24 protein-coding genes are annotated in these 26,426 nt (G+C 61.6%); 14 read left to right on the top strand and 10 right to left on the bottom strand.

Translation table 11 applies throughout. The features are described from left to right. The first annotated feature begins 86 nt into the window (after positions 1–86). Genes ACUUL3_RS09220 through ACUUL3_RS09240 form a run of 5 tightly spaced genes read left to right on the top strand, consistent with a single transcriptional unit; the run spans position 87 to position 5,650 of the window. Positions 87–959, top strand: coding sequence for a DsbA family protein (locus ACUUL3_RS09220; RefSeq protein ID WP_448550685.1), 873 nt, complete (start codon positions 87–89; stop codon positions 957–959). A gap of 13 nt (positions 960–972) precedes the next feature. Continuing rightward, positions 973–1,968, top strand: coding sequence for a PhoH family protein (locus ACUUL3_RS09225; RefSeq protein WP_448550686.1), 996 nt, complete (start codon positions 973–975; stop codon positions 1,966–1,968). Positions 1,969–1,976: 8 nt separating this feature from the next. Continuing rightward, positions 1,977–3,149 carry a pyridoxine 5'-phosphate synthase gene (locus ACUUL3_RS09230; RefSeq protein WP_448550687.1) on the top strand — a complete coding sequence of 391 codons (1,173 nt, stop codon included), beginning with the start codon at positions 1,977–1,979 and terminating at the stop codon, positions 3,147–3,149. 21 nt (positions 3,150–3,170) lie between these two features. Beyond that, a complete protein-coding gene (locus ACUUL3_RS09235) occupies positions 3,171–5,168 on the top strand; it encodes a cation:proton antiporter domain-containing protein (protein ID WP_448550688.1) in 1,998 nt (665 codons plus the stop codon). Further along, positions 5,165–5,650: a DUF3124 domain-containing protein gene (locus ACUUL3_RS09240; RefSeq protein WP_448550689.1), complete on the top strand. Its 486-nt coding sequence runs from the start codon at positions 5,165–5,167 to the stop codon at positions 5,648–5,650. Before ACUUL3_RS09235 ends, ACUUL3_RS09240 begins: the two co-directional genes overlap by 4 nt. 31 nt (positions 5,651–5,681) lie before the next feature. On the opposite strand, the gene ACUUL3_RS09245 is transcribed toward ACUUL3_RS09240, so the two are convergent. The 3 genes from ACUUL3_RS09245 to ACUUL3_RS09255 all read right to left on the bottom strand — a co-directional run bounded on the left by ACUUL3_RS09245 (position 5,682) and on the right by ACUUL3_RS09255 (position 8,863). Next, positions 5,682–7,148 (bottom strand): DUF342 domain-containing protein, encoded by a 1,467-nt coding sequence (locus tag ACUUL3_RS09245; RefSeq protein WP_448550690.1) that lies wholly within the window; start codon positions 7,146–7,148, stop codon positions 5,682–5,684. A 173-nt stretch (positions 7,149–7,321) separates the two neighbouring features. Continuing rightward, the gene (locus ACUUL3_RS09250) at positions 7,322–8,308 is read right to left on the bottom strand and encodes a potassium channel family protein (protein WP_448550691.1); all 987 of its coding nucleotides are present in this window, start codon (positions 8,306–8,308) and stop codon (positions 7,322–7,324) included. 192 nt (positions 8,309–8,500) lie between these two features. Further along, positions 8,501–8,863 (bottom strand): hypothetical protein, encoded by a 363-nt coding sequence (locus ACUUL3_RS09255; RefSeq protein ID WP_448550692.1) that lies wholly within the window; start codon positions 8,861–8,863, stop codon positions 8,501–8,503. 141 nt (positions 8,864–9,004) lie between these two features. Here ACUUL3_RS09255 and ACUUL3_RS09260 point away from each other — a divergent pair, with 141 nt between their 5' ends. From ACUUL3_RS09260 to ACUUL3_RS09290, 7 genes are all read left to right on the top strand, one after another. Further along, positions 9,005–9,685, top strand: coding sequence for an adenylate kinase (locus tag ACUUL3_RS09260; protein ID WP_448550693.1), 681 nt, complete (start codon positions 9,005–9,007; stop codon positions 9,683–9,685). Between the two features lie 380 nt (positions 9,686–10,065). Further along, positions 10,066–10,488 (top strand): thioesterase family protein, encoded by a 423-nt coding sequence (locus tag ACUUL3_RS09265; RefSeq protein WP_448550694.1) that lies wholly within the window; start codon positions 10,066–10,068, stop codon positions 10,486–10,488. Positions 10,489–10,744: 256 nt separating this feature from the next. Then, positions 10,745–11,323: a cysteine hydrolase family protein gene (locus tag ACUUL3_RS09270; protein ID WP_448550695.1), complete on the top strand. Its 579-nt coding sequence runs from the start codon at positions 10,745–10,747 to the stop codon at positions 11,321–11,323. Between the two features lie 111 nt (positions 11,324–11,434). Then, positions 11,435–12,541, top strand: a complete 1,107-nt coding sequence (locus ACUUL3_RS09275) for an alkene reductase (RefSeq protein WP_448550696.1) — start codon at positions 11,435–11,437, stop codon at positions 12,539–12,541. Positions 12,542–12,663: 122 nt separating this feature from the next. Beyond that, the gene (locus tag ACUUL3_RS09280; protein ID WP_448550697.1) at positions 12,664–13,374 is read left to right on the top strand and encodes a class I SAM-dependent methyltransferase; all 711 of its coding nucleotides are present in this window, start codon (positions 12,664–12,666) and stop codon (positions 13,372–13,374) included. Between the two features lie 82 nt (positions 13,375–13,456). Beyond that, the gene (locus tag ACUUL3_RS09285; RefSeq protein WP_448550698.1) at positions 13,457–13,732 is read left to right on the top strand and encodes an Lrp/AsnC family transcriptional regulator; all 276 of its coding nucleotides are present in this window, start codon (positions 13,457–13,459) and stop codon (positions 13,730–13,732) included. 124 nt (positions 13,733–13,856) lie between these two features. Then, positions 13,857–14,051, top strand: a complete 195-nt coding sequence (locus ACUUL3_RS09290) for a hypothetical protein (RefSeq protein WP_448550699.1) — start codon at positions 13,857–13,859, stop codon at positions 14,049–14,051. An 87-nt stretch (positions 14,052–14,138) separates the two neighbouring features. Here the strand turns inward: ACUUL3_RS09290 and ACUUL3_RS09295 are convergent, their stop codons facing one another. Both ACUUL3_RS09295 and uvrB read right to left on the bottom strand, forming a co-directional pair. Continuing rightward, entirely contained in the window at positions 14,139–14,849 is a 711-nt protein-coding gene (locus ACUUL3_RS09295) for a lysophospholipid acyltransferase family protein (RefSeq protein ID WP_448550700.1), read from the bottom strand. Continuing rightward, complete coding sequence (gene uvrB, locus ACUUL3_RS09300) at positions 14,840–16,834, bottom strand: excinuclease ABC subunit UvrB (RefSeq protein ID WP_448550701.1); 1,995 nt, start codon at positions 16,832–16,834, stop codon at positions 14,840–14,842. Before uvrB ends, ACUUL3_RS09295 begins: the two co-directional genes overlap by 10 nt. Before the next feature lie 300 nt (positions 16,835–17,134). On the opposite strand from uvrB, the gene ACUUL3_RS09305 reads away from it, so the two are divergent. Beyond that, on the top strand, positions 17,135–19,762 hold the full coding sequence (locus ACUUL3_RS09305) for a glycosyltransferase (RefSeq protein WP_448550702.1): 2,628 nt from the start codon (positions 17,135–17,137) through the stop codon (positions 19,760–19,762). A 70-nt stretch (positions 19,763–19,832) separates the two neighbouring features. Here ACUUL3_RS09305 and ACUUL3_RS09310 read toward each other — a convergent pair whose 3' ends face one another. Beyond that, complete coding sequence (locus tag ACUUL3_RS09310; RefSeq protein WP_448550703.1) at positions 19,833–20,279, bottom strand: universal stress protein; 447 nt, start codon at positions 20,277–20,279, stop codon at positions 19,833–19,835. A 420-nt stretch (positions 20,280–20,699) separates the two neighbouring features. Between ACUUL3_RS09310 and mtgA the strand changes: the two genes are divergently transcribed. Further along, a complete protein-coding gene (gene mtgA / locus ACUUL3_RS09315) occupies positions 20,700–21,488 on the top strand; it encodes a monofunctional biosynthetic peptidoglycan transglycosylase (RefSeq protein WP_448550705.1) in 789 nt (262 codons plus the stop codon). On the opposite strand, the gene ACUUL3_RS09320 is transcribed toward mtgA, so the two are convergent. From ACUUL3_RS09320 to ptsP, 4 genes are read right to left on the bottom strand one after another with little or no spacing between them, the layout of a single operon-like run. Further along, a complete protein-coding gene (locus ACUUL3_RS09320) occupies positions 21,472–22,320 on the bottom strand; it encodes an RluA family pseudouridine synthase (protein WP_448550706.1) in 849 nt (282 codons plus the stop codon). The two genes, mtgA and ACUUL3_RS09320, sit on opposite strands and share 17 nt — an antisense overlap. Positions 22,321–22,378: 58 nt before the next feature. Beyond that, positions 22,379–23,563, bottom strand: a complete 1,185-nt coding sequence (locus tag ACUUL3_RS09325; RefSeq protein WP_448550708.1) for a S1C family serine protease — start codon at positions 23,561–23,563, stop codon at positions 22,379–22,381. A gap of 25 nt (positions 23,564–23,588) precedes the next feature. Beyond that, complete coding sequence (gene thiL / locus ACUUL3_RS09330; protein ID WP_448550710.1) at positions 23,589–24,581, bottom strand: thiamine-phosphate kinase; 993 nt, start codon at positions 24,579–24,581, stop codon at positions 23,589–23,591. An 8-nt stretch (positions 24,582–24,589) separates the two neighbouring features. Continuing rightward, positions 24,590–26,425, bottom strand: a complete 1,836-nt coding sequence (ptsP, locus tag ACUUL3_RS09335) for a phosphoenolpyruvate--protein phosphotransferase (RefSeq protein WP_448550712.1) — start codon at positions 26,423–26,425, stop codon at positions 24,590–24,592. Position 26,426: the final 1 nt, after the last annotated feature.

The raw sequence follows: 26,426 nt of genomic DNA on the forward strand, positions 1-26,426 counted from the left end.
CGGCTGTACAGCGCAGGGTTTTTGCCCGAAAAGATACTTCCAGCGCCCGATTTATTTCCGGCGCCGCACCGAGGAGGCACACGCAGATGACCAACGCCATGCAACGTATTTTCAAGGGTTTTCTTCTCTTTTTCACGCTCCTGGCCCTCGCATCGCCCACTTTCGCGGCAATCGACTGGGATGTGGCCACCACCCTGAAGACCGCCACCGCTCCCCTCGACGTCACCGCCTCGGTGGACGGCAAGTGGACCTTTGTCCTTGGCGAGGGCGGCAAACTCTATATCTTCGCCGAAAACGGAGCCCTCACCGAAACGATCAGCGTCGACCCCGGCATGGACCGCATCGCCAGCTCCGGGCTGCAGCCGGCCAACATCCAGGACAAGCTCTATCTGGCGAGCAGCAAAAACAAGACCGTCCAGGTGGTGACCATCGACTTCTCGGTCAACATCGACATCAGCGGCGCCCCCTTCCTCGGGCCGGAGAATGCGCCGGTGGTCATCGTCGAGTTCAGCGATTTCGAATGCCCTTACTGCAGCAAGACCGTGCTGCTCAACGAAGCCCTCCTGGCCAAGTATCCCAAGCAGGTAAAAATCGTTTTCAAACAGTTCCCCCTTTCCTTCCACAAGCAGGCGCAACCCGCGGCCCTGGCCGCCCTGGCCGCCCATCACCAGGGCAAGTTCTGGCAGTACCACGACCTGCTCTTTGAAAACCAGAAGGCCCTTTCCGATGCCCGCTACGTCGAGGCGGCCAAGCAGCTCGGCCTGGATCTGCAAAAGTTCAACAGCGACCGCAATTCCCCCGGCACCAGGCAGCAGCTGGAAAATGACATCAACGAGGGACGCAAGGCCGGAGTGCGCGGCACCCCCTCCCTTTTCCTCAACGGCCGCCGGGTCAAGGATCGCAACCTGGAGAGCGTCGAGAAGATGATCGAGCAGGAACTGGCCAGGATCGGCAAGTAAGCGGAGCGGGTTCTTGATCAAGCGCGACATTACCTTTGCCGACAACAATACCGCCCTGCTGATCTACGGCGACCTCAACAAGCATCTTGCCATCATCGAGGATGCCACCGGCGTGAATCTGGCGGCCCGGGGCAGCCAGCTCACGGTGAGCGGCGCCAAGCACGACGTGGAACTGGCGGTTTCGGTGGTCGACAAGCTGCGCGAGCTGATCAAGACCGGCTACCCGGTCTACCCGGCGGACGTCGCCTATGCCCTGCGCATCCTCAAGGCGACGCCCGGCGCCAACCTCAAGGAGATCTTCCTCGACAAGGTTTACATCACGGCGGAGCAGAAGATTGTCTCGCCCAAGAGCATCAACCAGAAAACCTATATCGACTCCATCCGGGAAAACGACATCGTCTTCGGCATCGGCCCGGCCGGCACCGGCAAGACCTATCTCGCCGTGGCCATGGCGGTTTCCGCCTTCGTCAGCAAGCAGGTCCGCTCCATCATCCTGGCGAGACCAGCGGTGGAGGCGGGTGAGCGTCTGGGCTTTCTCCCCGGCGACATGGCCCAGAAGGTCAACCCCTACCTGCGCCCCCTCCATGATGCCTTGAACGAGATGCTGGGCCGGGGCAAGGTGACCGACCTCATCGAGGAGGGCTTCATCGAAATCGCGCCGCTCGCCTTCATGCGGGGCCGCACCTTGAGCAACGCCTTTGTCATCCTGGACGAGGCCCAGAACACCACGTCAGAGCAGATGAAGATGTTCCTCACCCGCCTGGGCTTCAACTCCCGGGCCGTGATCACCGGCGACATCACCCAGATCGACCTGCCAGCCCCCAGACACTCCGGGCTGGTGGACGCGGTGAAAATCCTGAAAAACGTCAAGGGCATCTCCTTCAACTACTTTTCGGATGTGGATGTGGTGCGTCACCGGCTGGTCCAGGATATCATCCGGGCCTATGCCAGACAGGATGGCGGCGGAAGCCGGCCGGCCACCGCCCGGGCCGGGCGTGCCAAACACTGAGGACGCGGATGCCCGTTCTGATCACCAGCCAATGCCAGACGCCGCCCGTCAGCCTTGCCCAGCTCAGGAAGCGGGGGGAAAGACTTTTGCGCCTCTGCGGCCGCGCCGACGGCGAGTTGAGCATCCTGCTCCTCGCCGACCCCGAAATGGCGCGCCTCAACGAGCAGTACCGCGCCAAGAAGGGGCCGACCAATGTGCTGGCCTTTGCCCTGCACGACGGCGAGGCGGGCGGGCTTGCCCAGGAGATGCTCGGCGACGTGATCATCTCGGTCGATACCGCCCTCCGCGAGGCGCACACGGACGGGGTCACCCTCCACCAGCGGCTGACCATCCTGCTGATCCATGGCCTTCTGCACCTGCTGGGCCATGACCACGAACGTTCCGCCAAAGAGGCCAAGGCCATGGCGGCGCTGGAAAAAGAAATTTTCGAAAAACTGCTACAGGAAGAAAGGAGAGGAGAGATGATCCATCTTGCCGTCAACGTCGACCACGTCGCCACCCTGAGACAGGCCCGCGGCATCAGCGAGCCCGACCCGGTGCTGGCCGCCGGTATCTGCGAACTGGCCGGCGCCCAGGGCATCGTGGTCCATCTCCGCGAAGACCGCCGTCATATCCAGGACCGCGACGTGCGCCTCCTGCGGCAGACGGTAAAAACCAAGCTCAATCTGGAAATGGGGGCCACCGAGGAGATCATCGGCATCGCCCTGGATGTCAAGCCGGACCTGATCACCCTGGTGCCGGAAAAGCGCCAGGAACTCACCACGGAAGGCGGGCTCAACGTGGCCGGCCAGAAGAAAAAGCTTGCTGCCGTGATCAAACGCATGGGCAAGGCGGGCATCCCGGTGAGCCTCTTCATCGACCCGGACTCCAGGCAGATCAAGGCCTCAAAAGAAATCGGCGCCACCTTCGTGGAGATCCATACCGGCCGCTACTGCGACGCCCGCACGGAACAAGACCGGGACCAGGAATTTGCCCTCATCGCCACGGCGGCGGAAGAGGCCTACGAAACGGGGCTCAGGGTCAATGCCGGCCACGGCCTCAACTACCTGACCAGCCAGCGGGTGGCCAACCTGGGCACCATCGAGGAACTGAGCATCGGCCACGCCATCATGGCCCGCGCCATCCTGGTCGGCCTTGACCAGGCGGTACGGGAGATGGTGGCCCTGCTGCCGAAAGTCTGAGCAGCGAAACTTCCGCCGGCCATGGGAATCACCGCCGATATCGTCATCATCGTGGTCGCGGCCCTGCTGGGGGCGCTCGTCGCCCAGCGCCTCAGGCAGCCCCTGATTCTCGGCTACATCCTGGCCGGCATCGTCGTGGGCCCCTACACGGGGGGTATCACGGTCGGCGATATCCATGAAATCGAAATGCTGGCCGAGATCGGCGTGGCTCTGCTGCTCTTCGCCCTGGGCCTGGAATTCTCCTTAAGCGAACTCAAACCGGTCCGGAACATCGCCCTGATCGGCACCCCCATCCAGATCATCCTTTCCATGGGCTTCGGTTTTGCCCTGGGAAAACATCTCGGTTTTCCCCTGCCCCAAGCCATCTGGCTCGGCGCCCTGATCTCGCTGTCCAGTACCATGGTCACCCTGAAGACCCTTACCGGCAGAGGGCTTTTGGGCACGCTTTCCAGCCGGGTGATGATCGGAATGCTGATCGTTCAGGATCTTGCCGTCATTCCGATGATGATCATCCTGCCGCAGCTGGGGAATCCGGAAGCGGGTCTTCCCCTGCTCGCCGTTGCCGCGGCCAAGTCCGTGATCTTCCTCCTCCTCATGCTCTATCTGGGCACCCGGCTGCTCCCCTGGCTGCTGGGCTATGTGGCGCAGTGGAATTCCCGGGAGCTTTTCATTCTTTCCACCACGGCCATCGGCCTGGGCATCGGCTACGCCACCCACCTCTTCGGCCTTTCCTTCGCTTTCGGCGCCTTTGTCGCCGGCATGGTCCTCAGCGAATCCGACTACGGCCATCAGGCCCTGAGCGACATCATCCCCCTGCGTGACATCTTCGGCCTTCTTTTTTTCACCTCGGTGGGCATGCTGCTCGACCCTGCCTACCTCTTCGCCAACTGGGACAGGGTTCTTTCCCTTTTTCTCGTGGTGGGCCTGGCCAAGGGCGCGATCTTCTTCCTCCTGGCCCGACTGTTCGGCTACGGCAACGTGGTGCCCCTGGCGGTCGCCTTCGGCCTCTTTCAGATCGGCGAATTTTCCTTTGTCCTTGCCAGGGTCGGCCTGGAGTCAAAAGCCATCGACCAGGATCTCTATTCCCTGGTTCTGGCGGGGTCGGTTCTCAGCATGATCGCCACCCCTTTTGCCTCGGGACTGACCGCCCCGCTCTACGCCCTGAAAAAACGGCTCCTGAAACCCGAACCCCTGCAAACGGAAAACCTTCCCGGCCACACCCTCTCCGGCCATGTGGTCATCGCCGGCGGCGGCAGGGTCGGCCAGCACATCGCCCGGATTCTGAGCCAACTCGCCGTTCCCTGCGTCATCGTCGAGCTGAACCACCAGCGGATGCTCGAATGCAAGGCCGCCGGTTTCCCGGTGATCTTCGGCGACATGAGCCAGCCCACCGCCATCGAGGCCGCCCGGGTGGCGAAAGCAGGACTGCTGCTCATCACCACTCCCTCGGTGGTTGTCAGCCAGGCCATCGTCAAGCATGCCCACCGCTTAAACCCGGGCCTGCACATCGTCGCCAGGGCGGAGGGGGTTGCGCAAACCCGGAAATTATACGAGAATGGCGTCTATATGGTCGTGCTGCCGGAGATGGAAGCGGGGCTTGAGATCGCCAGGCAGGCGCTCCTGCACCTGGAAATTCCCGTGCCCGTGATCCAGCAGTACACCGACGAGGTGCGGCAACAGCTCTACGCGCCGATGTATTCCGAACGGAATTACCAGCTCCTCACCAGGCTGAACACCATCAAGAACCTGCTGGAAATCTCCTGGGTGGAAATCGTGGCCATGAGCCCCCTCGTCGGGGTAAGCCTCAAGGACGCGGCGGTTCGCACCAGGACCGGGGCCTCGGTGGTGGGAGTGGTGCACGAAAGGGTCTTTCACGCCAATCCCAAGGCGGACTATGCCTTTGCCCAGGGCGATCTGGTCGCGGTGGTGGGAAACCGGCAGGAGCGGCAGGCGTTTCAGGATCTGGCCAGAAGTCCGGAAAAACCCATGACGGCGGAACTCGCCAAGGAGATTTCATGAAAAAGACAGGCCGCCTCTTCCTGCTCCTCTCCCTGCTTCTCACCGCCCCCGCCCTTTCCGGACCGGCCCGCGCCGGGGAGTGCCCGCCCCTGAGCGACGGACAGTCCGTTTATGTTCCCGCCTATTCCCATATCTACTACGGCAACCGCGAGCGTCCGTTTCTATTGACCGTGACCTTGAGCATCAGAAACATCGATCCCAAACACCCTGTCACCCTGAGCAAAGTGGCCTATTATGAGACCAGGGGAAAACTGATCAGAACCTACCTGGAAAAGCCGCTCACCCTCGGCCCCCTTGAATCAATCCGCTACGTTGTTCCGCAAAGGGACGAAACAGGCGGCTCGGGAGCCAACTTCATCGTGAACTGGAATTCGGACAGCGCGGTGAACCCGCCGCTCATCGAGTCCATCATGATCGGCGCGGAATCACAGCAGGGAATCTCCTTCACTTCGCGCGGACAGGCGATCGTCACGGACAACTGAGCTTCCAGGCTCGATGTGCCGGCGGGAACAATCAGTGGGGGGCGCTTGATTCCGGCGAGGGCATGGAGGCCTGCTCCTCGCGGCTCATCTTGCGGACCAGGATCTGGTGGGTCGGTTTGTCGAAGTACACCACCACCTGGCTCTCTTCCACGGTGATGGTGCGGGCCAGGCTGCCGATGCGGACCACGACCCCGGGAAACAGCCGGCCGTAGACAAAAATCGCCTCGTTCACCATCTGCTCGAATTCAACCTCGAGGGTCTTGCCCTCCTCGGTGAGATCGTTGACCTTGTCCATGGCCTTGGGCATGAAGGCATGGCACTTCCTGAGGAGCACCGCCCTTTCTTCCGGCAGTTTCCCGCCCTCGTCCTTCTTCATCTTCTCCAGGGCGCTGATGTTCTTGAGCACCTCGTTGAGACGGTCGGACCAGAGCTTGAGATCCTCGTCGAGCTTCAGCTTCTTCGCCTGCAGCGAGGGGACGATGCCGACGCTGACCTCGGTGCCGATCTCCGCCTCGGAGCCGAGATCCTTGACATGCATGGAGCCGGCGAGGATGAATTTGCCGCCGATGATGGTGCCCTTGTTCTTGGTGGCGATCACGTCCTTGCCGACCTTGGCCTCCACCTGCACCAGAACGTCGTTGACCAGAAGCGAGCCGGCGGTTTCGAGATGGGGACCGTTTTCCACGAACTCCACCATGATGTCGCCTTTGGCCCGGAGAACGGTCTGTTCGCCCACCACCCCGCCCTGCACGGTGAGGGTGCCGCCGGCCATGACAAAGGCATTGTTGATCCCGCCCCGGATGGCGATGTTACCCCGGCATTTGACGCTGAACCCGGGCAGCACCTCGCCGCCGATGACCAGGCTGGTACCGCCGAAGGCGATGTTGCCCACCGTCAGGTCCACGTCGCCGGTTATCGCATGCTCGGCAAAAACCGCGGGTTTCCCCTCGGCCATGACGAACTTGCCGTCCAACTCGGCAAAGATCTTCATTTCGTCCGGGGAGAGATAGACACCCTTGCCGAATTTGAGCTTGCGGTCCTTGCCCGACTTGGCGGGAATGCCGATCCCGAAAACATCCAACCCGGCCGTGCCCATGGTGAAGGGGATCTTTTCCAGAAGCAGCCGGTCCTTGGCCACGTTCACTATGCTGCCCAGCTCACGGTAATCGACCATATCCTTGTCCGGATCGATCCGCTTGGGAATGTGCACCACCGCCGGCTTGACGTGCAGCTTCACCTTGGCGTCCTCGCCGGGGACGGGAGGCTTTCCCCTGGCCACGCAGTAGGACCCGCCGCCCATCGGCTCGGGTTGCGGCAGGAGGCCGGCGCTGATTTCGTTTTCGGCAAGCTCGCCGCGCAGCCGGTCATGATCAAGAGGCACGCCCGCCTTGACGTCCTTGGGGGTCACCACGGCCTGGAGCCGGTCCTTGGTCACCCGCAGGATAAAGGCGCCGTTCTGCACCTCCACTCCGCCCTTAAAAAGCTTGTCGCTTGGCATGGTCGCTACCGTCTGCTCTTCACGAAAAATCCCATCCCCACCTGCACCTGTTCACCCTATCGGTACCAAAAGAAAAATCCATAAGGCAGGCCCTGTTTTTTTTGCCGGCCGCCCGTGGCGCCTGCCGGCTTCCCGCCCAAGATGCGGGCCCGTTTATCTTCATGCTACCGAAATCACAGATGCTTTTCAAGCTCGGCAATATGTTGGTGCTCGCCCAGCACGATGAGGATGTCGCCGGGCAGGATAAGCGTCTGCGGGTTGGGGTTGAACAGCATCTCGCCGTGCTCGCGCTTGATGGCGACGACAATAAGGTCGTACAGCTTGCGCAACCCGGAATCCATGAGGGGCTTGCCGGCAAAGGAGGAGTTGGCGGAAACCCGCAGCTCCTCAAGACGCAGCCCCAACTCGCCGCCGTGCACGGTGAGATCGAGAAAGTCCACCACGGTGGGCCGCACCACCAGCTGGGCCATGCGGCAGGCGCCGATGAAATACGGGGAGATAACCTTGTCGGCCCCGGCCCGCAGGAGCTTGGTTTCCGAGCCGTCCGCCCCGCTGGAGCGGGCCATGATGTAGAGGTTGGGGTTCAACCCCCTGGCCGAGAGGATGATGTAGACGTTTTCCGCATCCGAGGAAACCACGGCAATCAGCCCCTTGGCCTCTTTGATGCCCGCCTTCAGGAGCATGTCGTCGTTGGAGGCACTGCCCAAAAGGGCCAGATAGCCCAGGGCGTCGATCTTTTCAACCTCCTGCGGGTCGTTTTCCACGATGACAAAGGGCAGCCTGCTCTCCTTGAGATTTTTGCAGATGACCTTGCCGATCCGACCGAAACCGCAGACGATGTAGTGATTCTTCAAGGCCGCCACCTTTTTTTCCATATTGTTTCTCCCCAGGATCTTGCGCAGGCCTCCTTCGATCATGGCCTCGGTGATCTCGCCGACCAGATAGAGGACGAAGCTGATGCCCACCAGAATAAGGCCGATGGTGAAATACTTGCCCGCCGGACTCAAGTGCACCACCTCGCTGTAGCCGACGGTGGCGATGGTGATCACGGTCATGTAGAGGCTGTCGAGAAAGGAGGCGTTCTCGATGAACATGTAGCCGCCGGTGCCGATGAACAGAATGACGTTCAACAGGAGAACACAGAAAAAAATCTTTTTCATCGCGACCTCGGCACCCCTCCATTTTCTCCAGGCGACTCGCCATTGCGGCGACAGCGAAAGTATTGTAACCACATTATCAAGCGTTTTTCCAATAGTATCGGCGGGAAACGCGCAACAAAACCAAAATGCCCCTCCCGGGCAAAAGGCCCTGGCCGGGGATGCCGGTTGCAGCAGGGCGCGCCGGCGCGATATTTATTTCATGAAGATTCCGGAAAAAAAGACCGATGAGATAAGTAAACGACCGGAATAGAGGGGAATGAAACCGCTGCCAAGGAAGGTGAAGCCATGACCCAGAGAAGAGCCATCCAAGTCCTCATGCAAAGTCCTTTTTACTTCCGAATGGAACTTTCCGCCCGAATGCTGCTGGTTAAGGAATTCTGCGCCCTGCACCAAGCGGCCTGAACCGACCGGCCCCCTGATTTTTTCTCCTTTTCGCGCCCGGAAAACGACCGGCTCCCGGACCTCCTCTCCCGTGCCCGCCATTACCGCCTGACCGCCTCCGGCGGCCGGCGCGGCGCGCCCGCCCCCCTCGCCCCGGATGAAGCCGGGCGGCAATATTTTTTCTGGCCTCAATCTTTTTTTTGGGATATAGTCAGTACCTATTTTGCCTTGAGTGAATACTCATTCACGTCCATGGACCGGGGCGCGGCAAGCGTTTCCCACCAACATACACTGCATTGATAAAGGAGAATCGTCATGGCGGTAAACATTCTGGCCTTCGGGCCAAATGGAAGCGGCAAGGGCACCCAGGGCGCCATTGTCAAGGACAAGTACAAGATCGATCATATTGAATCCGGCGCCATCTTCCGCGAGCACATCAAGGGCGGCACCGAGCTGGGCAAGAAGGCCAAGGCCTTCATCGAGCGTGGCGATCTGGTTCCCGACGAGATCACCATCCCCATGGTTCTCGAGACCCTGAAAAAATCCAAGGACAAAGGCTGGCTGCTGGACGGCTTCCCCCGTTCCCTGGCCCAGGCCGAGGCCCTTGACAAGGCGCTGAAAGAGGCGAACATGCCCCTGAGCTACGTGGTGGAGATCGTCCTCGACCGCCAGATCGCCAAGGACCGCATCATGGGCCGCCGCCTCTGCGCCAACGACAACAACCATCCCAACCACATCGCCTTCGAGGCCATCAAGCCGGTGGAAAAAGACGGCAAGCTGGTCTGCCGGGTCTGCGGCGGCGAGTTGAGCGCCCGGGCCGACGACCAGGACGAGGACGCCATCAACAAGCGTCACGACATCTACTACGACACCAAGACCGGCACCATGGCCGCGGTCAATTACTTCAAGAAAGCCGGCGGCGCCAAGGTGATCTCCGTGGATGGCTCCACCTCCATCAAGGCGGTAACCGAGTCCATCATGAAAGAACTTGCCTGAGCCGTAAGCAGCAGGACCTTTTGCCGATGGCAGAAAGGGGGAAAAGGGCCGGCAGGCCCTTCTCCCCTTTTTTTATGCCGCCCCGGCCGGCAGCCCCCTCCCGGGCCGCTTCCTCATTCCTTTTCCCTCCTTCCGGTGGTCGGACATCGCCAAAGAATAAAATTCTTGTGGCGCTCCATTTCGTCAGGTAGACATAGAGTATCGGGTCCAGGTTGCCGGGGCGGAGATACGCGAAAAAGAAGAGCTGCGCATGGGCAACCGCTCGCAGGCAAGGGGGAAAGCCGGTCAAAAACGGCCCGAGCCCTCTGGCAAAGAAGACCCGCCAAGGATAACAGCTCACCCCTTTTCGCACAGATCCCCAAGCACGACAGGTGGCACAGATGAAAGAAACACTGAGACCGGGCATCACCCATGAACACCGTTTCGTGGTCCCCTCTTCGAAAATCGTTCCCGCGCTGTACCCGGAATCCGAAGAGTTTGTGGCGATGCCGGATGTTTTCGCCACCGGTTTCCTGGTCGGGTTCCTGGAATGGGCCTGCATCAAGGCGATCAACCCCCATCTTGACTGGCCTGCGGAACAGACCGTCGGAACCCATATCGATGTCAGTCACGAAGCCGCCACGCCTCCTGGCCTTGAGGTTACGGCAAAGGTCGAGCTTGTGGAGGTCAGTGGCAAAAAGCTGGTATTTGAGGTGGAGGCCCATGACGGCGTCGATCGGATATCCAAAGGACGGCACGAGCGCTTTGTCATCAACAAAGAGAAATTCGACGCAAGAGTCGGGGAAAAGAGGCGCAACGCCTAATCGGGCAGCCGGAACCTTTCTCTTCGGACCCCGCACCCCACCCGAGAAGCGGGTCCGCCCCAGGCGGTTCCCATGCGTCACCGTGGAGAACAAATCCCGCTCCTTGACATTTGCGGGAAACGGGCCGCATTTCCGATTATGACATTATTGCCATCCGTCCGCGCCTGCCTCTTGACTTTGTCGAACAGGGGGATTTTCAAAGGCATCCACGAAAGGCAGGGCCATTCCCTGACAATGGAATTGCCGGAGTACTCGCATGACCTATGTTGAAAGAACAGGAAAAACAAGGCGCGCATTGCTGGTGATCGATGTCCAGAATGAGTATTTCTCCGGGAAACTGCGGGTGACCCATCCGCCCGGCAGCCTGGACAATATTTTAGAGGCCATGGACGCCGCGACCGGGAAACGGATCCCCGTGGTGGTGATCCGGCATACGGCCAGGTCGGAGACGTCGCCCGTCTTTCGGAAAGGCAGTCCGGAATGGGAGCTTCATGCCGGCGTTGAGAAGCGGCACCGGGACGCGTTGATTGAAAAAAACTGGCCGGACAGTTTCACGGAAACCGAACTGCAAGGATGGCTCCAGGGCAACGGCGTCGATACGCTCACCGTGTGCGGATACATGACGCAAATGTGTTGCGATACCACCGCCCGCCGCGCCTTTCATCTCGGCTATGCCGTCGAGTTTCTCGCCGACGCCACCGGAACCCTGTCGTTCAGGAACGAGGCCGGCGCCGTGACGGACGAAGAACTGCACCGCGCCATACTGGTGACGCAAAGCCGCTTCGGCAACGTGCTGAAAACCGCCGAGTGGATCCGCCTCATCCAAGGCGAATGATTCGCCGCTCTCTGTTCAGAACGGCGGGAAATCGGCCGCCACCCCTGGCGCGCATTTTCAAGCAGGGCCGGCGCCCGCCACCACGCAAACGGATTAACAGGAGGGGATACCATGAATACCAGAAAATTGTTTGCACCGCTCGCCATGGGAAATCTTCGTTTGAAAAACAGGATCGCCCTGGCGCCAATGACGCGGGGGCGGGCCGGCGCGGCCCGGGTGCCCAACGACCTGATGGCCGGGTATTATCTGCAGAGAGCGTCAGCCGGCCTGCTGATCACCGAGGCGACCGTGGTTTCCCGGCAGGGCATCGGCTGGATCGATTCGCCGGGGATCTATACCGATGAGATGGTTGCGGGCTGGCGCAAGGTCACCGACAAAGTCAGACCCACCGGCACCCCGATTTTCCTCCAGCTCTGGCATTGCGGCCGGGCCTCGCACAGTGATTTTCATGACGGCAACCTCCCGGTCTCCGCCTCCGCGGTCAAACTGAACGGCGATTTTATCCATACCCCCCTCGGCAGGAAGCAGTACGAGACGCCGCGGGCCTTGAGCGTGGAGGAAATCAGGACGACGGTGGACGATTACCGACGGGCGGCCCGAAACGCCATGGCCGCCGGTTTTTCCGGGGTGGAGGTGCACGGCGCCAACGGCTATCTGATCAACCAGTTCCTCGATTCCAAAACCAATCGCCGTAATGATCAGTACGGCGGCAGCCTGGAAAACAGGTTCCGTTTTCTTCAGGAAGTGCTTGCCGCGGTGCTTACGGTTTGGCCCCCGGAACAGGTGGGCGTCCGCATCTCGCCCAACGGGGTTTTTAACGATATGGGCAGCGAGGACTTCCGGGAAACCTATCTCCATGCGGCAAAAGAATTGAACAAGCTCAACCTCGGCTATCTGCATATCATGGACGGACTGGCCTTCGGCTTCCACGCCAAGGGCGAAGCCATGACCCTGGCGGAATTCAGGCCCATCTACCAGGGAATCATCATCGGCAATTGCGGCTACACGCAACAGACCGCCGAGGAGAGGCTGGCCGAGGGCACCGCCGACCTGATCGCCTTTGGCCGGCCATACATCACCAACCCCGACCTGGCCGAGCGGTTCCGGCACAACTGGCCCCTCAATCCCGCCGAGGACATGACGCGCTGGTATACCCCGGGAGCCGAGGGATATACGGATTATGCGCCGTTTCAGACATCTTCTCCCGTGCAATCCTGACGGCAATGGGTTAGCCTTGCTCCATTCACTTGGCCGGCGGGCCGGCAAGAACCGCCGCCGCGCCCTGGCTTCCGCCGAAATCACGAGAAGGAGAGGGGTATGCCCGGCGCAGCCCGAAAAACATGAACCAGTGGAATCAACTGACCGACATCTTCGGGCGCGGCTGGGATCAGGACACCATCCCCGAATGCGCCGCCGACAATATCTGCATTGCCTGGCCCTCCCTCATCGCCTGCATCGACAGGGCGTTTGCCGGACGCTTCTCCGGCAAGGCCCTGGACTTTGGCTGCGGCGGCGGCTTGTTCTGCCGGAAATTGCACGAGATGGGCTTTGCGGTGACGGGTTATGACGAGGCAGCGGAACTTCTCGAAAGCGCCCGGCGCAACACCCCGCCGGAGGTGACCCTGACCGCCTCCGGCGCGGAGGCGGCGCGGAACGGCAAGTATGAACTGATAACCTCGATTATGGTCCTGCAATTCATCGCAGACATCGATTCGACCACGGAACGCATCGCCTCCCTCCTCAAGCCCGGCGCCTTGACCGTTCACGCCGTGTTCAACCCGGAATTCCTGAAAGCGAACTCCGGAAGCCGCGTGTTTTCAGGGTTCAGCAGTGGAGGGGCAGGGTTCATGGAACTGAAGGAAGGGATCAGAATCCCGGTCCACAACCGCACCGCGGCGGAATACAGGCGCATCTTCGCAAAGTATGGTTGCGAGGAGGTGTACCTGGACTACCCGCCATTCAGCGAAGAATTTCTCGACCAATACCGGATGCCCTTTGCGACCGAGCAGCCGGAGTATCTGGTCCAGGCATTCAGAAACGCAAGCGCATAAGCGGCCGCCGGCCGGGCCGTTCCCCGGAATATGGCCCTCCGGGTTGTATGGAAAAAAGAAAAAACATCGATAAGGAGCGCAGATGGTCACCGCAATTATTCTCCTCAATGTGGAAAGAACGAAAATCAACGAAGTGGCTGAAAAACTGGCGGAACTGGAAGGGATCACCGAGGCGTATTCCGTCAGCGGCAGGTACGACATCATCGCAATCGCCCGCGTCCCCGGCAATGAAGATCTCGCCGATCTCGTCACCAGGAAACTGCTTCGCATCCATTCCATCCTGAAAACAGAAACCATGCTCGCGTTCCAGGCCTTTTCCCGTCATGACCTTGAAGCAATGTTCCAGATCGGGATGTGAGTCACCCCCAGATTGCCGCGCCGGGATATTTTTTTTAAGGATCAGGGAACCCTTTACCCCTCCCCTGCGTTTGCTAGTTTGGAGTCGCTTTTTTTCATCTCACAAACTTTTGGAGGGTATTTCAATGCTTAAAAAGATGATGGTCGCTTCCGCGGCACTGCTCCTGATCGTTTCCTTTTCCGGTCCGGCCTCGGCCGCCAAGAGCGGAAGCGTGGTCCAGAAAAAAACCAGGACCCAGAGCCAGCAGAGATTGCAGACCAACAAGAAGGCTGACGGGGCGCAGAAGGTTACCCGGACCCAGACCCGCAGCAGCTATTGAAAAAATCCGCAACTCTGTGCAAAGCCGGAACAGCCCGAGGGGCCGTTCCGGCTTTCTCGTCGCGGGCCCAAAAGCAAATCCCGGAGCCTAAACTCCCCCCAGCCGCAGCCCATCGTGGCTCTCCCTGCCAAAGTCCTGCCAGGCCTGGGTATAGAGACCGTTCAGACGCCCCTCCAGAACAAGCCTGGCCTTTTCAAGCGCCTCGCCATCCGCCTTCGCCTCGACCCGCAGGGGTTCGCCATAACGGAGATGAATCCTGGCAAAGGGCTTGGGCAGCAGGGTTTTATCCCAGCTGCGGAAGGCCCAGTAGCGGTCAGCCGCCATCACCATGGGCAGGATCGGAGCCTCCATCCTGCCGGCAAGCAGCAAGGCGCCGGCCTGCATCCGACGCGGCGGTCCCTGGGAGCCATCCGCGACAATGACCACCCGGCAGCCACTCTTCATCGCCGCGACAAGCCCCTTCAGGGCGCTCAGGCCGCCACGGTTCCGGGAGCCCCGGGCGGTGACATAGCCTTTGCGCGCGAGGATGCGGGCGACAAATTCGGCATCGTCGCTGGCGCTGACCATGGCGGCCCAGCCCTTGCCCCGATCCCGGTGCAGTTCGATCATGTTGAAGACGCTGTAGTGCCAAAAGACGGCGATGAAGGGCCGCCCTCCGGCCTCGCAGGCAAGGCGGTGCTCCTCCCCGGAGACCGTGACCCGGCAGGTGGCGAAAAGAACCCGGCTCAGCAGGGAATAGAGGGGCGGCACGATCGCCAGCAACAGGTGATAGACGAATCCTTTTTTCTTCATAGCCATTGCAGCTCCAGTTCCCGCAACCCCTTGATCCGGTCCCGCAGCTCGGCCGCATCCTCGAAGGCCAGCTCCTTGGCCGCGGCCAGCATCTCCTTTTCCAAGACCTTGATCTCCTTGCGCAGTTCGGCGAGGCTCTGGTACTCCTTCACTCCCTCGCCGCTCTCCGGGGCAACGGTCACGTAATCCTGCTCATAGACCGTTTCCATGAGCTCCTTGATCCGCGAATGGACGCTCTCCGGGGTGATGCCATGCTCCTCGTTGTAGGCCGCCTGGATGGCCCGGCGCCGCTCGGTTTCCTCGATGGTGCGCCGCATGGAATCGGTGACCGTATCGGCATAGAGGATGACCGTGCCGCGCAGATTGCGGGCCGCCCGGCCGCAGGTCTGGATCAGGGAGCGCTCGCTGCGCAGAAAACCCTCCTTATCGGCATCGAGCACCGCCACCAGGGAGACTTCCGGAATATCGAGGCCCTCCCGGAGAAGATTGATGCCGACCAGAACCTGGAATTCGCCCAGCCTCAGATTGCGGATCAGCTCCATCCGCTCAAGCGTTTTGATGTCGGAATGGAGATAGCGCACCCGCACCTTGAGTTTTTCGTAATATTCGGTGAGATCCTCGGCCATCCGCTTGGTCAGGGTGGTGACCAGCACCGCCTCGCCCCGCTCCTCCCTGAGCCGGATCTCCTCCAGCAGGTCGTCCACCTGATTTGTCGCCGGCCGCACGGAGATTTCCGGGTCCATGAGGCCGGTGGGCCGGATGATCTGCTCGACGATCCGCCCGCCGGAGCGTTCCAGCTCGAAATCGCCGGGGGTGGCCGAAACATAAACCGCCTGCCTGATGCGGGCCATGAACTCCTCGAAGATCAGAGGTCGGTTGTCCAGGGCCGAGGGCAGCCGGAAGCCGAAATCGACCAGGGTCTCCTTGCGGGCGCGGTCCCCCCGGTACATGCCGCGCACCTGGGGGATGGTCACATGGGACTCATCGGCAAAGAGAACGAAATCCGGGGGGAAATAATCGAGCAGGGTGGGCGGCGGTTCGCCGGGTGAACGGCCGGTGAGGTGGCGGCTGTAGTTTTCGATGCCGTGGCAATAGCCAAGCTCCTGGAGCATCTCCAGGTCGAACATGGTGCGCTGCTCCAGCCGCTGCGCCTCCAGGAGCCGCCTTTCCTTTTCATAAAAGGCAAGGCGTTCCTTAAGCTCCTCCTTGATGGAGGCCATGGCCACCTGCAACCGTTCCCTGGAGGTGACAAAATGGCTGCCCGGAAAGACGGTGAGCTCACCAAAACGCTCCAGAACCTTGCCGCGCAACGGGTCGATCATGCTGATCGCCTCGATGGTTTCGCCGAACAGCTCCACCCGGACGGCGCGATCCTCCTCGTAGGCCGGAAAAATCTCCAGAACATCGCCGCGCACCCGGAAGGTGCCGCGATGGAAGGAGAGATCGTTGCGTTCGTAGAGCATGTAGACCAGCCGGCGGCTGATCTCCTCCAGGGGATACTCCTCTCCCTGTTTGAGAAAGAGGTGCATGTTCCTGTATTCATCCGGGGAACCGAGGCCGTAGATGCAGGAGACCGAGGCGACGATGATCACGTCCCGCCGGGTCAGGAGCGCCCTGGTGGCGGAATGGCGCATCTTGTCGATGGCGTCGTTGATGGCGGAATCCTTTTCGATATAGGTGTCCGACTGGGGGATATACGCCTCGGGCTGGTAGTAGTCGTAATAGCTGACAAAATACTCCACCGCGTTGTGGGGGAAGAGCTCCTTGAATTCGGAATAGAGCTGGGCGGCCAGGGTCTTGTTGGGTGCCATCACCAGGGCGGGCCGGCCGGTTTTCGCGATGACCTGGGCCATGGTGAAGGTTTTGCCCGAGCCGGTGACGCCGAGGAGCACCTGGTCCCGGACGCCGTCCCCGATGCCGCGGCTCAGCAGCTCTATGGCCCGGGGCTGGTCGCCGGCCGGCGTATATGAGGTTTCGAGCTGGAATGCCATTGTTGCCTGCCTGCCTGTCTGTGGGTTTTCCGATGGTCTGGCAAAAGGTACCATATGCCGACGGAAATTTCCCTGAGAAGAATGACCTGGAGGGCGTTGCGAGCCATTGCTCCCAAAAAAATGCGTTCCCCCTCGGAAGGGAATTGACAGTTTCCCCCGGCCGGGCGTATTGTGGGCTGCCGCAGAGGCGGGCGAAAAAAATCACGTTGTTCTTTTCCCGCGTAATTTACTACCATAAAAAGGCACGGCGGGAAATCCCCCTCCCCCGGCACGGACGCACCATACTCACAGGGAACTGCCATGACCAGGGCCAATATCCTCATCGTTATTGCCATCGCCGTTATTTCCAGCAGCATCTGGGCCTTTTTCAACAAGCCCGAGCAGGAGCCGAACTGGCCGGATCGCATCCAGGGCTTTTCCTTTTCGCCCATGCGGGCCGACCAGAGCGCGGCGGAAAACATCCTGCCCTCCCTGGAGGAGATCGATGAGGATCTCGCCCTGCTTGCCGACAAGACCCATGCCATCCGAACCTACACCGTGGAAGGAACCCTGGGGGAAATCCCCCGCCTGGCCCGCAAGCACGGACTTACCGTCACCCTGGGCATCTGGCTGACCAGCGATCCCGAGAGGAACGAGGCCGAACTCGCCAGCGCCATCCGCATCGCCAAGGAGAACTACCAGAACGTGGTCCGGGTGATGGTCGGCAACGAGGCGGTGCTCCGGAGGGATCTCACCGTTGAGCAGATCGGCGCGTATCTCGACCGGGTCCGCCGGGAACTGAACGTGCCGGTGAGCACGGCGGAACCCTGGCACGTCTGGCTTCACAACAAGGAGCTCGGCGAGCACGTCGATTTCATCACCACCCACATGCTGCCCTACTGGGAAGGCATCGAGCTCGACCGGGCCATCGACTACGTGGCGGACCACGTCAGCCTGCTGAAAAACACCTTCCCCGGCAAACCGGTCGTCATCGGCGAGGTGGGCTGGCCCAGCAACGGCCGGACCCGGCATGCGGCCGTGGCCTCCCCGGCCAATCAGGCCGCCTTCCTCCGCCGCTTCCTGGCCAGGGCCGAACAGGAAAAATACATCTACTTCATCATGGAAGCCTTTGACCAGCCCTGGAAAAGGGTGAGTGAAGGAGCGGTGGGCGCCTACTGGGGGGTCTATGACGTGAACAGGAACCCCAAATTCCCCTTCACCTCCCCGATCATCAAGATCCCGGAATGGCGCGTCCTCGCCGGCATCTCCCTGGTGATCGCCGTCATCACCTTCGCCCTGCTCTTGATCGACAGCAAAACCCTGCGCACCAGGGGCCGCAGCTTCCTCGCCACCATCGCCTTTGCCGCGGCCACCGGCGCGGTCTGGGTGGTCTACTCCTATACCCGGCAGTATCTCACCCCGGCCACCATCATGGTCGGCCTGATGATGGTGGCCGGCATGATCGGCGTGGTGGTGGTGCTGCTGGCCGAGGCCCACGAATGGGCGGAGGCGACCTGGCTTTCCCAGTGGCGTCGGCCCTTCACCCTCCCCAGGGTGCCCCGGGAAAAGCTGCCCATGATCTCGGTGCATGTGCCGGCCTATAACGAACCGCCGGATATGATGATCGAGACCTTGAACGCCCTGGCCGAGCTCGATTACCCCCGCTACGAGGTGCTGGTCATCGACAACAACACCAAGGACCCGGCCACCTGGGAACCGGTGCGGGATCACTGCGAAAAACTGGGGGAAAAATTCCGTTTCTTCCATGTGGCGCCGCTCGCCGGCTTCAAGGCGGGCGCCCTGAACTACGCCCTGGAACGAACCGCCCCCGAGGCGGAAGTGGTCGCGGTCATCGACAGCGACTACATCGTCACTCCGGACTGGCTCAAGGACATGGCCCCCCAATTCACCAACCCGGCCATCGCCATCGCCCAGGCCCCCCAGGACTACCGCGACGACGGGGAAAACCTCTTCAAGGCCATGTGCTATGCCGAGTACCAGGGCTTTTTCTACATCGGCATGCTGACCAGAAACGAACGCAACGCCATCATCCAGCACGGCACCATGACCATGGTCCGCAGGTCCGTGCTCCAGGAGGTTGGCGGCTGGGCCGAGTGGTGCATCACCGAAGACGCGGAACTGGGGCTCAAGATATTCGAGCGCGGCCATGAAGCCACCTATATTCCGCAGACCTATGGCCGGGGGTTGATGCCCGACACCTTCATCGACTTCAAAAAACAGCGTTTCCGCTGGGCCTACGGCGCGGTGCAGATCCTCAAGCACCATGCCCGCGCTCTTTTAAACCGGAAAGAAAGCCGCCTCACCTCCGGGCAGCGCTACCACTTCATCGCCGGCTGGCTGCCCTGGATGGCGGACAGCCTCAACCTCTTCTTCACCGTTGCCGCCCTGTTCTGGTCCCTGGGCATGGTCTTCTTTCCGCTCAAGGTGGATCCGCCCCTGGTCATCCTCTCGGCTCTGCCGCTGACCCTGTTCATCTTCAAGGTGGGCAAGATGTTCTATCTCTACCAGACCCGGATCGGCGCCACCATCCCCCAGACCCTGGCCTCGGCCCTGGCCGGCCTCTCGCTTTCCCACACCATTTCCCAGGCGATCCTCCTCGGCTTTGTCACCAAGGGCATCCCCTTTTTCCGCACCCCCAAGCAGGCCAAGGCCCATGCCGTGCTCCGCGCCCTGCTCTCCGCGCGGGAAGAGGGCCTGATCATGCTGGCCCTCTGGCTCGCCGCCATCACCGTGGCGGTGCGCCAGGGCTCGGACACCGCCGACCTGCTGATCTGGATCATCATGCTTCTGGTCCAGTCCATCCCCTATTGCGCGGCGGTGGCAATGTCGCTGGTCAGCGGCTTTGCCAGGACCGAGAACAAGATCATCAGCAACATCACCGCCCTGCCGTCGAAGGTGGCGGAATCAGGTCCCGGCGAGCCCGCATGAAAAAAGCCCCGGGCGGCCGGCGTCGGCGTCTGGGGCTTCTCGGGGCACAACCGGTACGACAGAGCGTGATTCAGCTTGGCACGACCATCACCGCGCAAGGAGCATGGCCGATGACCAGCTGCGCCACGCTGCCGAGGAGAAGGCGGGTAAGGCCGGTGCGGCCGTGGGTGCCCATGACGATGAGGGAGGCCTTCCGCCTCTTCGCCTCCTCGACGATGGGCCGGTAAGGCTGATCGTCGTGCATCACGACTCCTTCCGCCTTGACCCCGGCCTCTTCCGCTTTTTTCAGCCCCTGGGCGAGAATGTTCGCCCCCTCCTCTTCCATTTTCTCCGAAAGGCCGACGCTGATGGCCATATATTCCACGTTCGCGTCAACCACATGCACCAGACACAACTTGCCGGCGCAGGCCGACACCATCTCAATGGCAAGCGCCAGGGCGCTTTCACTGTATTTCGAGCCGTCATAGGCAACCAGAATGGAATCGTGCAGCGTAAGACAACATGGTTTTTCCGCCATAGCCCCTCCCTGTTGATGAAAATGGTGTGATGGATCTTCTGCGCGCAACCTCTTCCCCTGATTATGAAAGGGGGGGGATCGCCCTGTCAACTGAATAAGGGAAAGGGGGTCTGCCCGAGGCGTACGCCCTGAAAAACAAGGCGGAACCGGAAACGAAACGGCTCAGCCTGTTTTTTTGTCCGGGGAGGCGAAAGACAAAGCGGGATAACCTGGCGTGGCAACAGGGAAAAATCAGCCCGCAGCCAATTCACTTGCAGAAAGACGAAAAATCGGTTAGATACCACGATTCCCCACCAGGGGAGAAGAAGCCCCAAAACACGCCGCGCCACCCTTACAATGGTTGCAGAGGGAACGGCAGGCACATGCAGTCAGAATGGAGGCAGGATCGGCAGCAATGATGCCGGACCCTGTCAGGCAAGTATGCAAGTTGTACCAGAAAACGCCACCGGCGTTCTCCCCCCTGTGTCCCTGCCGCTCCGGCTGGCCGGGATCTCCTTCCGTTTCCGTTCGCTCCGCGCCCTGCTCCTGAAATGGCTTTTCTTTTTTCTTGCCGGCAGCATCGCGCTCACCGCCTTTTTCCGCTGGGCCCCGGTGCCGTTCAGCTCGCTGATGGTGCAGAGGCAGTTCGCCGCCGCGGCAAACAGTCAAAAGCATTACCAGCAGAGGTACGAATGGGTCAGCCTGGAGAAGATGTCCCTGCACGCGCCCCTGGCGGTGATTGCCGCCGAGGACCAGAAATTTCTCGACCACCAGGGCTTTGACCTTGAAGCCATCAACAAGGCCTGGCAGGCGAACCAGCGCCGGAAAAATCCGCGCGGGGCAAGCACCATCACCCAGCAGGTTGCCAAAAACCTCTTTCTCTGGCCGGGAAAAAGCTTCCTGCGCAAGGGAATCGAGGCCTACTTCACCGTGCTCCTGGAAGGGCTCTGGTCCAAACAGCGGATCCTGGAGGTTTACCTGAACGTGGCTGAGTTCGGCCCCGGCATTTTCGGCATCGAAGCCGCCAGCCAGGCCTATTTTCATAAATCTGCGGCAAAGCTCAATGCGGCGGAAGCGGCGATTCTGGCCGCCATCCTCCCCAGTCCTCTGCGTTCGAGCGTCCGCCAGCCCTCCGGCTACATCACCAACCGGGCCTGGCACATCCAGAAACAGATGCGCCTTCTCGGCGGGACCGGCTATGTCCGCCCCCTGGTCACCCCCAGGGGATGAGATCCTCCGCAAGGCGGACTCGGATTTCCTTGTTGCTGAAGGGGCAGCGAAAAGCCAGAGAGTAGGCGACAAGCTGCAGGCCGGCGCTGTTTTTGTTGCCGCGACCATAGCGGGGATCGCCGAGAACCGGATGGCCGAGGAGGGCGAAGTGGCGGCGGATCTGATGCAGCCGGCCGGTGGCGATACGCACCTCCACCGTCGCGGTATCGCTTTTTTCATCATAGGCGGTGACCTGATAGCTGGTCTTCGCCTCCTTTCCGTCCAGGGGCAGATCGACCGCGCCCTCCCGCTCCGTCGGCTTGCCCTTCACCCGAATCCGATACCCCTTTTCAATCCGGTTCTCCTGAAGCAGCGCGGAAAGCCTGGCAGCAGCCCCGCTGTCGTGCGCGATGAGCATCAGCCCGCTGGCCTCGCGGTCCAGGCGATGCACCGGCAGGGCCGGCCGCGCTTTGCGAAAATGAAGCTCGACCTGCCGGAGCAGCGAGCAATGATCCCCGTAATCGGTGCCCTGGGCCAGCAGGCCCGCGGGCTTGAACCAGACGCTGTAATGGCCGGCGTCGTGCAGGCATTGCCCTGACGGCGGCAAAAGGACCAGGAGCTGCGGATCATAAAAAAAATCGAGGACATCCCCGGGCTTGAGCGGCGTCGAGGCCCGACGCAGCCTTTTCCGGCCTCTTTTGCCGCTGTGCAGCCAGACCGCGCCTTTACCCATGGCATCCTTGATCTTGCCCTTGGAAAGGCCGGCGTGACGGGCAAGGATCTCCGTTGCCGTTCCTGCCTCGGCAGAGCCGACTGTGATATGGAAGATCCGGCTGCGGCTTTCCGCGATCATGGCAGGTTGCTCTCCTCGCCGCCTTCGCCCGCACCGGGCGGCGGGGCTTGGCAGCGGCCTATTTGTTTTCAGCAAGGTAGTTGGCGAATTCGGCAAGGGCGGTTTCGATGCTGATGGCAAACCCGAGCCCCTCGAATTTTTCGGTGATGAGCTTCATGGTGTTGACCCCGATCACCTCCCCCTGCTCATTGACCAAGGGGCCGCCGCTGTTGCCGGGATAGATTTCCGCATTGGTCTGCAGCAGGGTATCCCGGAAGCCGGACAGCACCCCGGAGGTGACGGAATTTTTCATCTTCAGCGGGCTGCCGATGGCGTAAAGGGGCGCACCCTGGGCCACGTTCCGCGAATTTCCCGGCTGCAGAAAGGGGGTCCGGTAGCCGGACACCTTGAGCAGGGCGAGGTCATGCTCCGCGCTGGCCGTGACAAAGCTTGCGATCAGGCGCCGATCGTCGACGAGAACCACCTCAAAGCTGTTGAGCAGGGCGAACTTCTCCTGCCGCTCACGCAGGGCGTGCTCCTGTTTCTCGCAATCCTGTTCCTGGACGCGGTACCTGTCGAACTTGCGCTGGTATGCCGCCTGCCACTCCTGGAGGGTGAGATTCCGTTCCTCAAGGGCGGCGCGCCGGGCCGCGAAAAGCTGTTTGTCGCCGGCGCGCGCCTGCTTCTCCTGGGCGTGAAAGAGGGACCATTCCTGGGTCAGATTTGCCTGAAAACGAACGATCTTCCCCTCCTCCTCGGCAAGAACCTGCCTGTACTCGGCCAGCTTCTTCCGGAACTCGGCGAGATTGGCCTGCGCCTGTTTGTCGCTGGCCGCATCGCCCCGCACCACGTGCCGGTTGGTGAGGATATAACCGTCCGGGCTGATGAAGAAGCCGGAACCGAAGCTCAATTCACTCTTGAGGGCAACGGTGGCGAGGCCGGCCTCTTCGATGGGAGTCTTCGGCTTGACCGAAGCGACAAGCTGAGCGGCCAGGTCATCGCCGGCAGGGGCAAGCGCCACCCCTGCCTCGCCCCGCTGGGTGGCCGCCTTTTCGTCGGCAACCGGAGCCCCGTCCGAGACAATCCTTTCCACCAGCTCGGCCTCCATGGCAACGGTGCCGCCATGGAGGCCGTAGCGCACCATGCCGGCCTCCAGACGCACCCATTCCACGTTCCTGATCACCTTGCCGTTTTTCAGGTGAATTTCCCGGGCCTGGGCGGAAGAAAGCCAGGAGCACAGCAGCAGGGCGACCGGCAAAAACACCCTGGTCGCCGCGACCCTCCCCCGCCTATTTGAAATGTTCGTACCCCGCATAGCTGATCTCACGAAGCTCCCCTCCCTGTTCAAGGAAAACACCGCCTCCTTCCACGATCCGACCCACCGCCTGCACAATGCCGCCCGCCGCCGCGGCCAGCCCCTTGAGCGCGCCAACCGCCTCGGCCGCCGCGGTAAAAAGCAACTGATAATCCTCGCCACCGGAAAGCGCCCAGTCAAGGGCCGGATGGCCACAGAACGAAGCCGCCGCCGCAAGCTGCGGAGAAAGGGGAACAGCCTCGGCCGTCACCACTGCGCCGACCTTGCTTTCCGCGCAGATATGGGCAAGATCGGTGGCCAGACCGTCGGACAGATCCATCATGGCATGCACCAGGCCGCTTTCGGCAAGGGCCTGGCCCAGGCCGACCTGCGGCACCGGAGTGAGATGGGCCTTCACCAGCTGTTGCCAACGCGCCTCCTCCTGCCGGGCCAGCCGGCAGATCGCCAGCCCCGCCGCCGCTTCGCCCAGCCAGCCGCTGACCATGACCTGATCACCGACCCGGGCGCCCGCCCGGGTGAGCAGCCGCGTCTCCATGCCTTCGCCGAGGATGGTGACCGAAAGCATGATTTCATGGCCGGTCTGCACCGTGTCCCCGCCGATGAGCGTCACCCCGCACTCGGCGAGAACGGCAAGAAATCCGGCCATGAACTCCGAAAGCCAGCTGGCCGGCGTGTCGGCGGTAAGCCCCAATGACAGGAGAGCGTAGCGGGGGGTGCCGCCCATGGCGGCGATATCACTGATATTGACTGCCGCGGCTTTGCGGCCCAGGGCGTGGGCCGGATGCCAGGCACGATCGAAATGCACCCCCTCAACCATGGTGTCGGTGGTCACCAGATTGACCAGCCCCGTGCCGGTGCGGAAGACGGCGCAGTCATCGCCGATGCCGGTGAGAAGTCCTTCCGGCCGGTTTGCGGCCTTTTCCCGAATACGGGCGATGATCTCCCTCTCTCCTGTCGAGCGCGCCATTTCTCCTCCTAGCCCTGCGGGGTCGGGTTCTGACCGTCGCCGGAAAGCACGGTGCAGCACGACTTACGCAGATGGCCGATGCCGCCGATGCCGAACTCCTCCGGGTAATGCCTGGACAGATAGTCGGCAAGAACGGTGTGCACCTCTTGGGCCGAGACGCAGGCAAGCAACTGCGCACAGAGCCCTTCCGCCTCTTCGGCCATGGTGTTGCGCACCATTCTCTTGACAAAGGGAATGGCCAGGGGATGCATGCTCAACTGATCGAGGCCCAGGCCCAATAGAAGAGGGACGTAGCTGATTTCGCCGGCCATCTCGCCACAGAGCCCCACCTCGATTCCGGCCTGATGGCCGGCCTCCACCACCTGTCTGATCATGCGCAGCACCGCCGGGTGCAACGGTTCGTACATATGGGCGACATGCTCGTTGCCGCGATCAATGGCCAGAGCATACTGGATGAGGTCGTTGGTGCCGATGCTGAAAAAATCGACCTCCCGGGCCAGGACATCGGCAATGGAGACGGCGCTGGGCACCTCGACCATGATCCCGATGGGGGTCTCGCCGGCAAAGGCGATGCCCTCTTTTATCAACTCCTCCTTGACCTCGGCCAGCAGCGCCTTGATCCTCTTCATTTCGCAGAGAGAGGCGATCATGGGAAACATGATGCGCAGCTTGCCGTGCACGCCGGCCCGCAACAGGGCCCGCAACTGCACCTTGAAAATCTCCGGCTCGCGCAGGGAAAATCGAATGGCGCGCAGGCCGAGAGCCGGATTGGTTTCCCCGACAGAACCCACGCCGGCCATCAGCTTGTCGCCACCGGCGTCCAGGGTGCGGATGGTGACCGGAAAAGGGGAAAGGCGGGAGAGCAGCCCTCTGTACACTTCAAAAAGCGCCTCCTCCCCGGGCAATTCCTTCTTGCCGAGATAATAATACTCGCTTCGGAAAAGACCGATGCCGGCGGCGCCATAGCTCAAGGCCTGGGGCGCCTCCTCGGCCATCTCCAGGTTGGCTTCGATGGTAAGCCGCATGCCGTCCCGGGTTTCGGCGGCGAGGTGGGTGTAAAGGGCCACCTGCTCGCCATACTGCCGCTGCTGCCGCTGATACTCCCGATATTGCGCGATTTGTTCCGGGCTTGGCCGCAGGATGATCCGGCCGCTGCCGCCGTCGAGAATGGCAAGCTCCCCGGTGACCACCTGCCGCAGGGCATCATCGGCCCCCACCACCGAGGGAATGCCGAGGGTCCGCGCCACGATGGCGTTATGGGAGGTCTCGCCCCCTTTTTCGGTGAAAAATCCCTGCACCTTGTCCGCCGCCATCCGCAGGATATCCTCCGGGGCAAAATCCTGCGCCGCGACGATATGCCTTTCACCGGTCCCGGCGAAACGCTGTTCCTCATCGCCGGCCAGGCAGCGGAAAATCCGCTCCGCGACCTGCTCCACGTCATGGACCCGTTCCCGGAGATACTGGTCCTCAATGCGGGCGAAGGCCTGACGGGCCTCGGCCAGGGCCTCCTCGAGGGCCCACTCCGCGTCGTGCCGATCTTCCGCGATGATGGCAAGGGCGCGGCCATGCAGCATCCGGTCGCGCAGCATGAGGATATGGCTGTCGATGATGGAGGCATAGCCGGCCAGATTGCCGTTGAAGGTGGCGCGCACCGCCACGAGCTGGGCCTCGGCCCGCGCAGTCGCCTCACGAAAGCGGGCAAGCTCCGTCTCCACTTCGCCATCGCCAAGCAGACGATGGCCGCGGCGGCCGCTCTTTCTGCGGCCGAGGTAGAGCACCGGCCCGATGACAATGCCGGGCGAGGCGCCGATGCCGTAAATGGTGCGGGAGTGGTTGTTGGTCATG

The sequence above is a fragment of the Thiovibrio sp. JS02 genome (genome assembly GCF_053485635.1).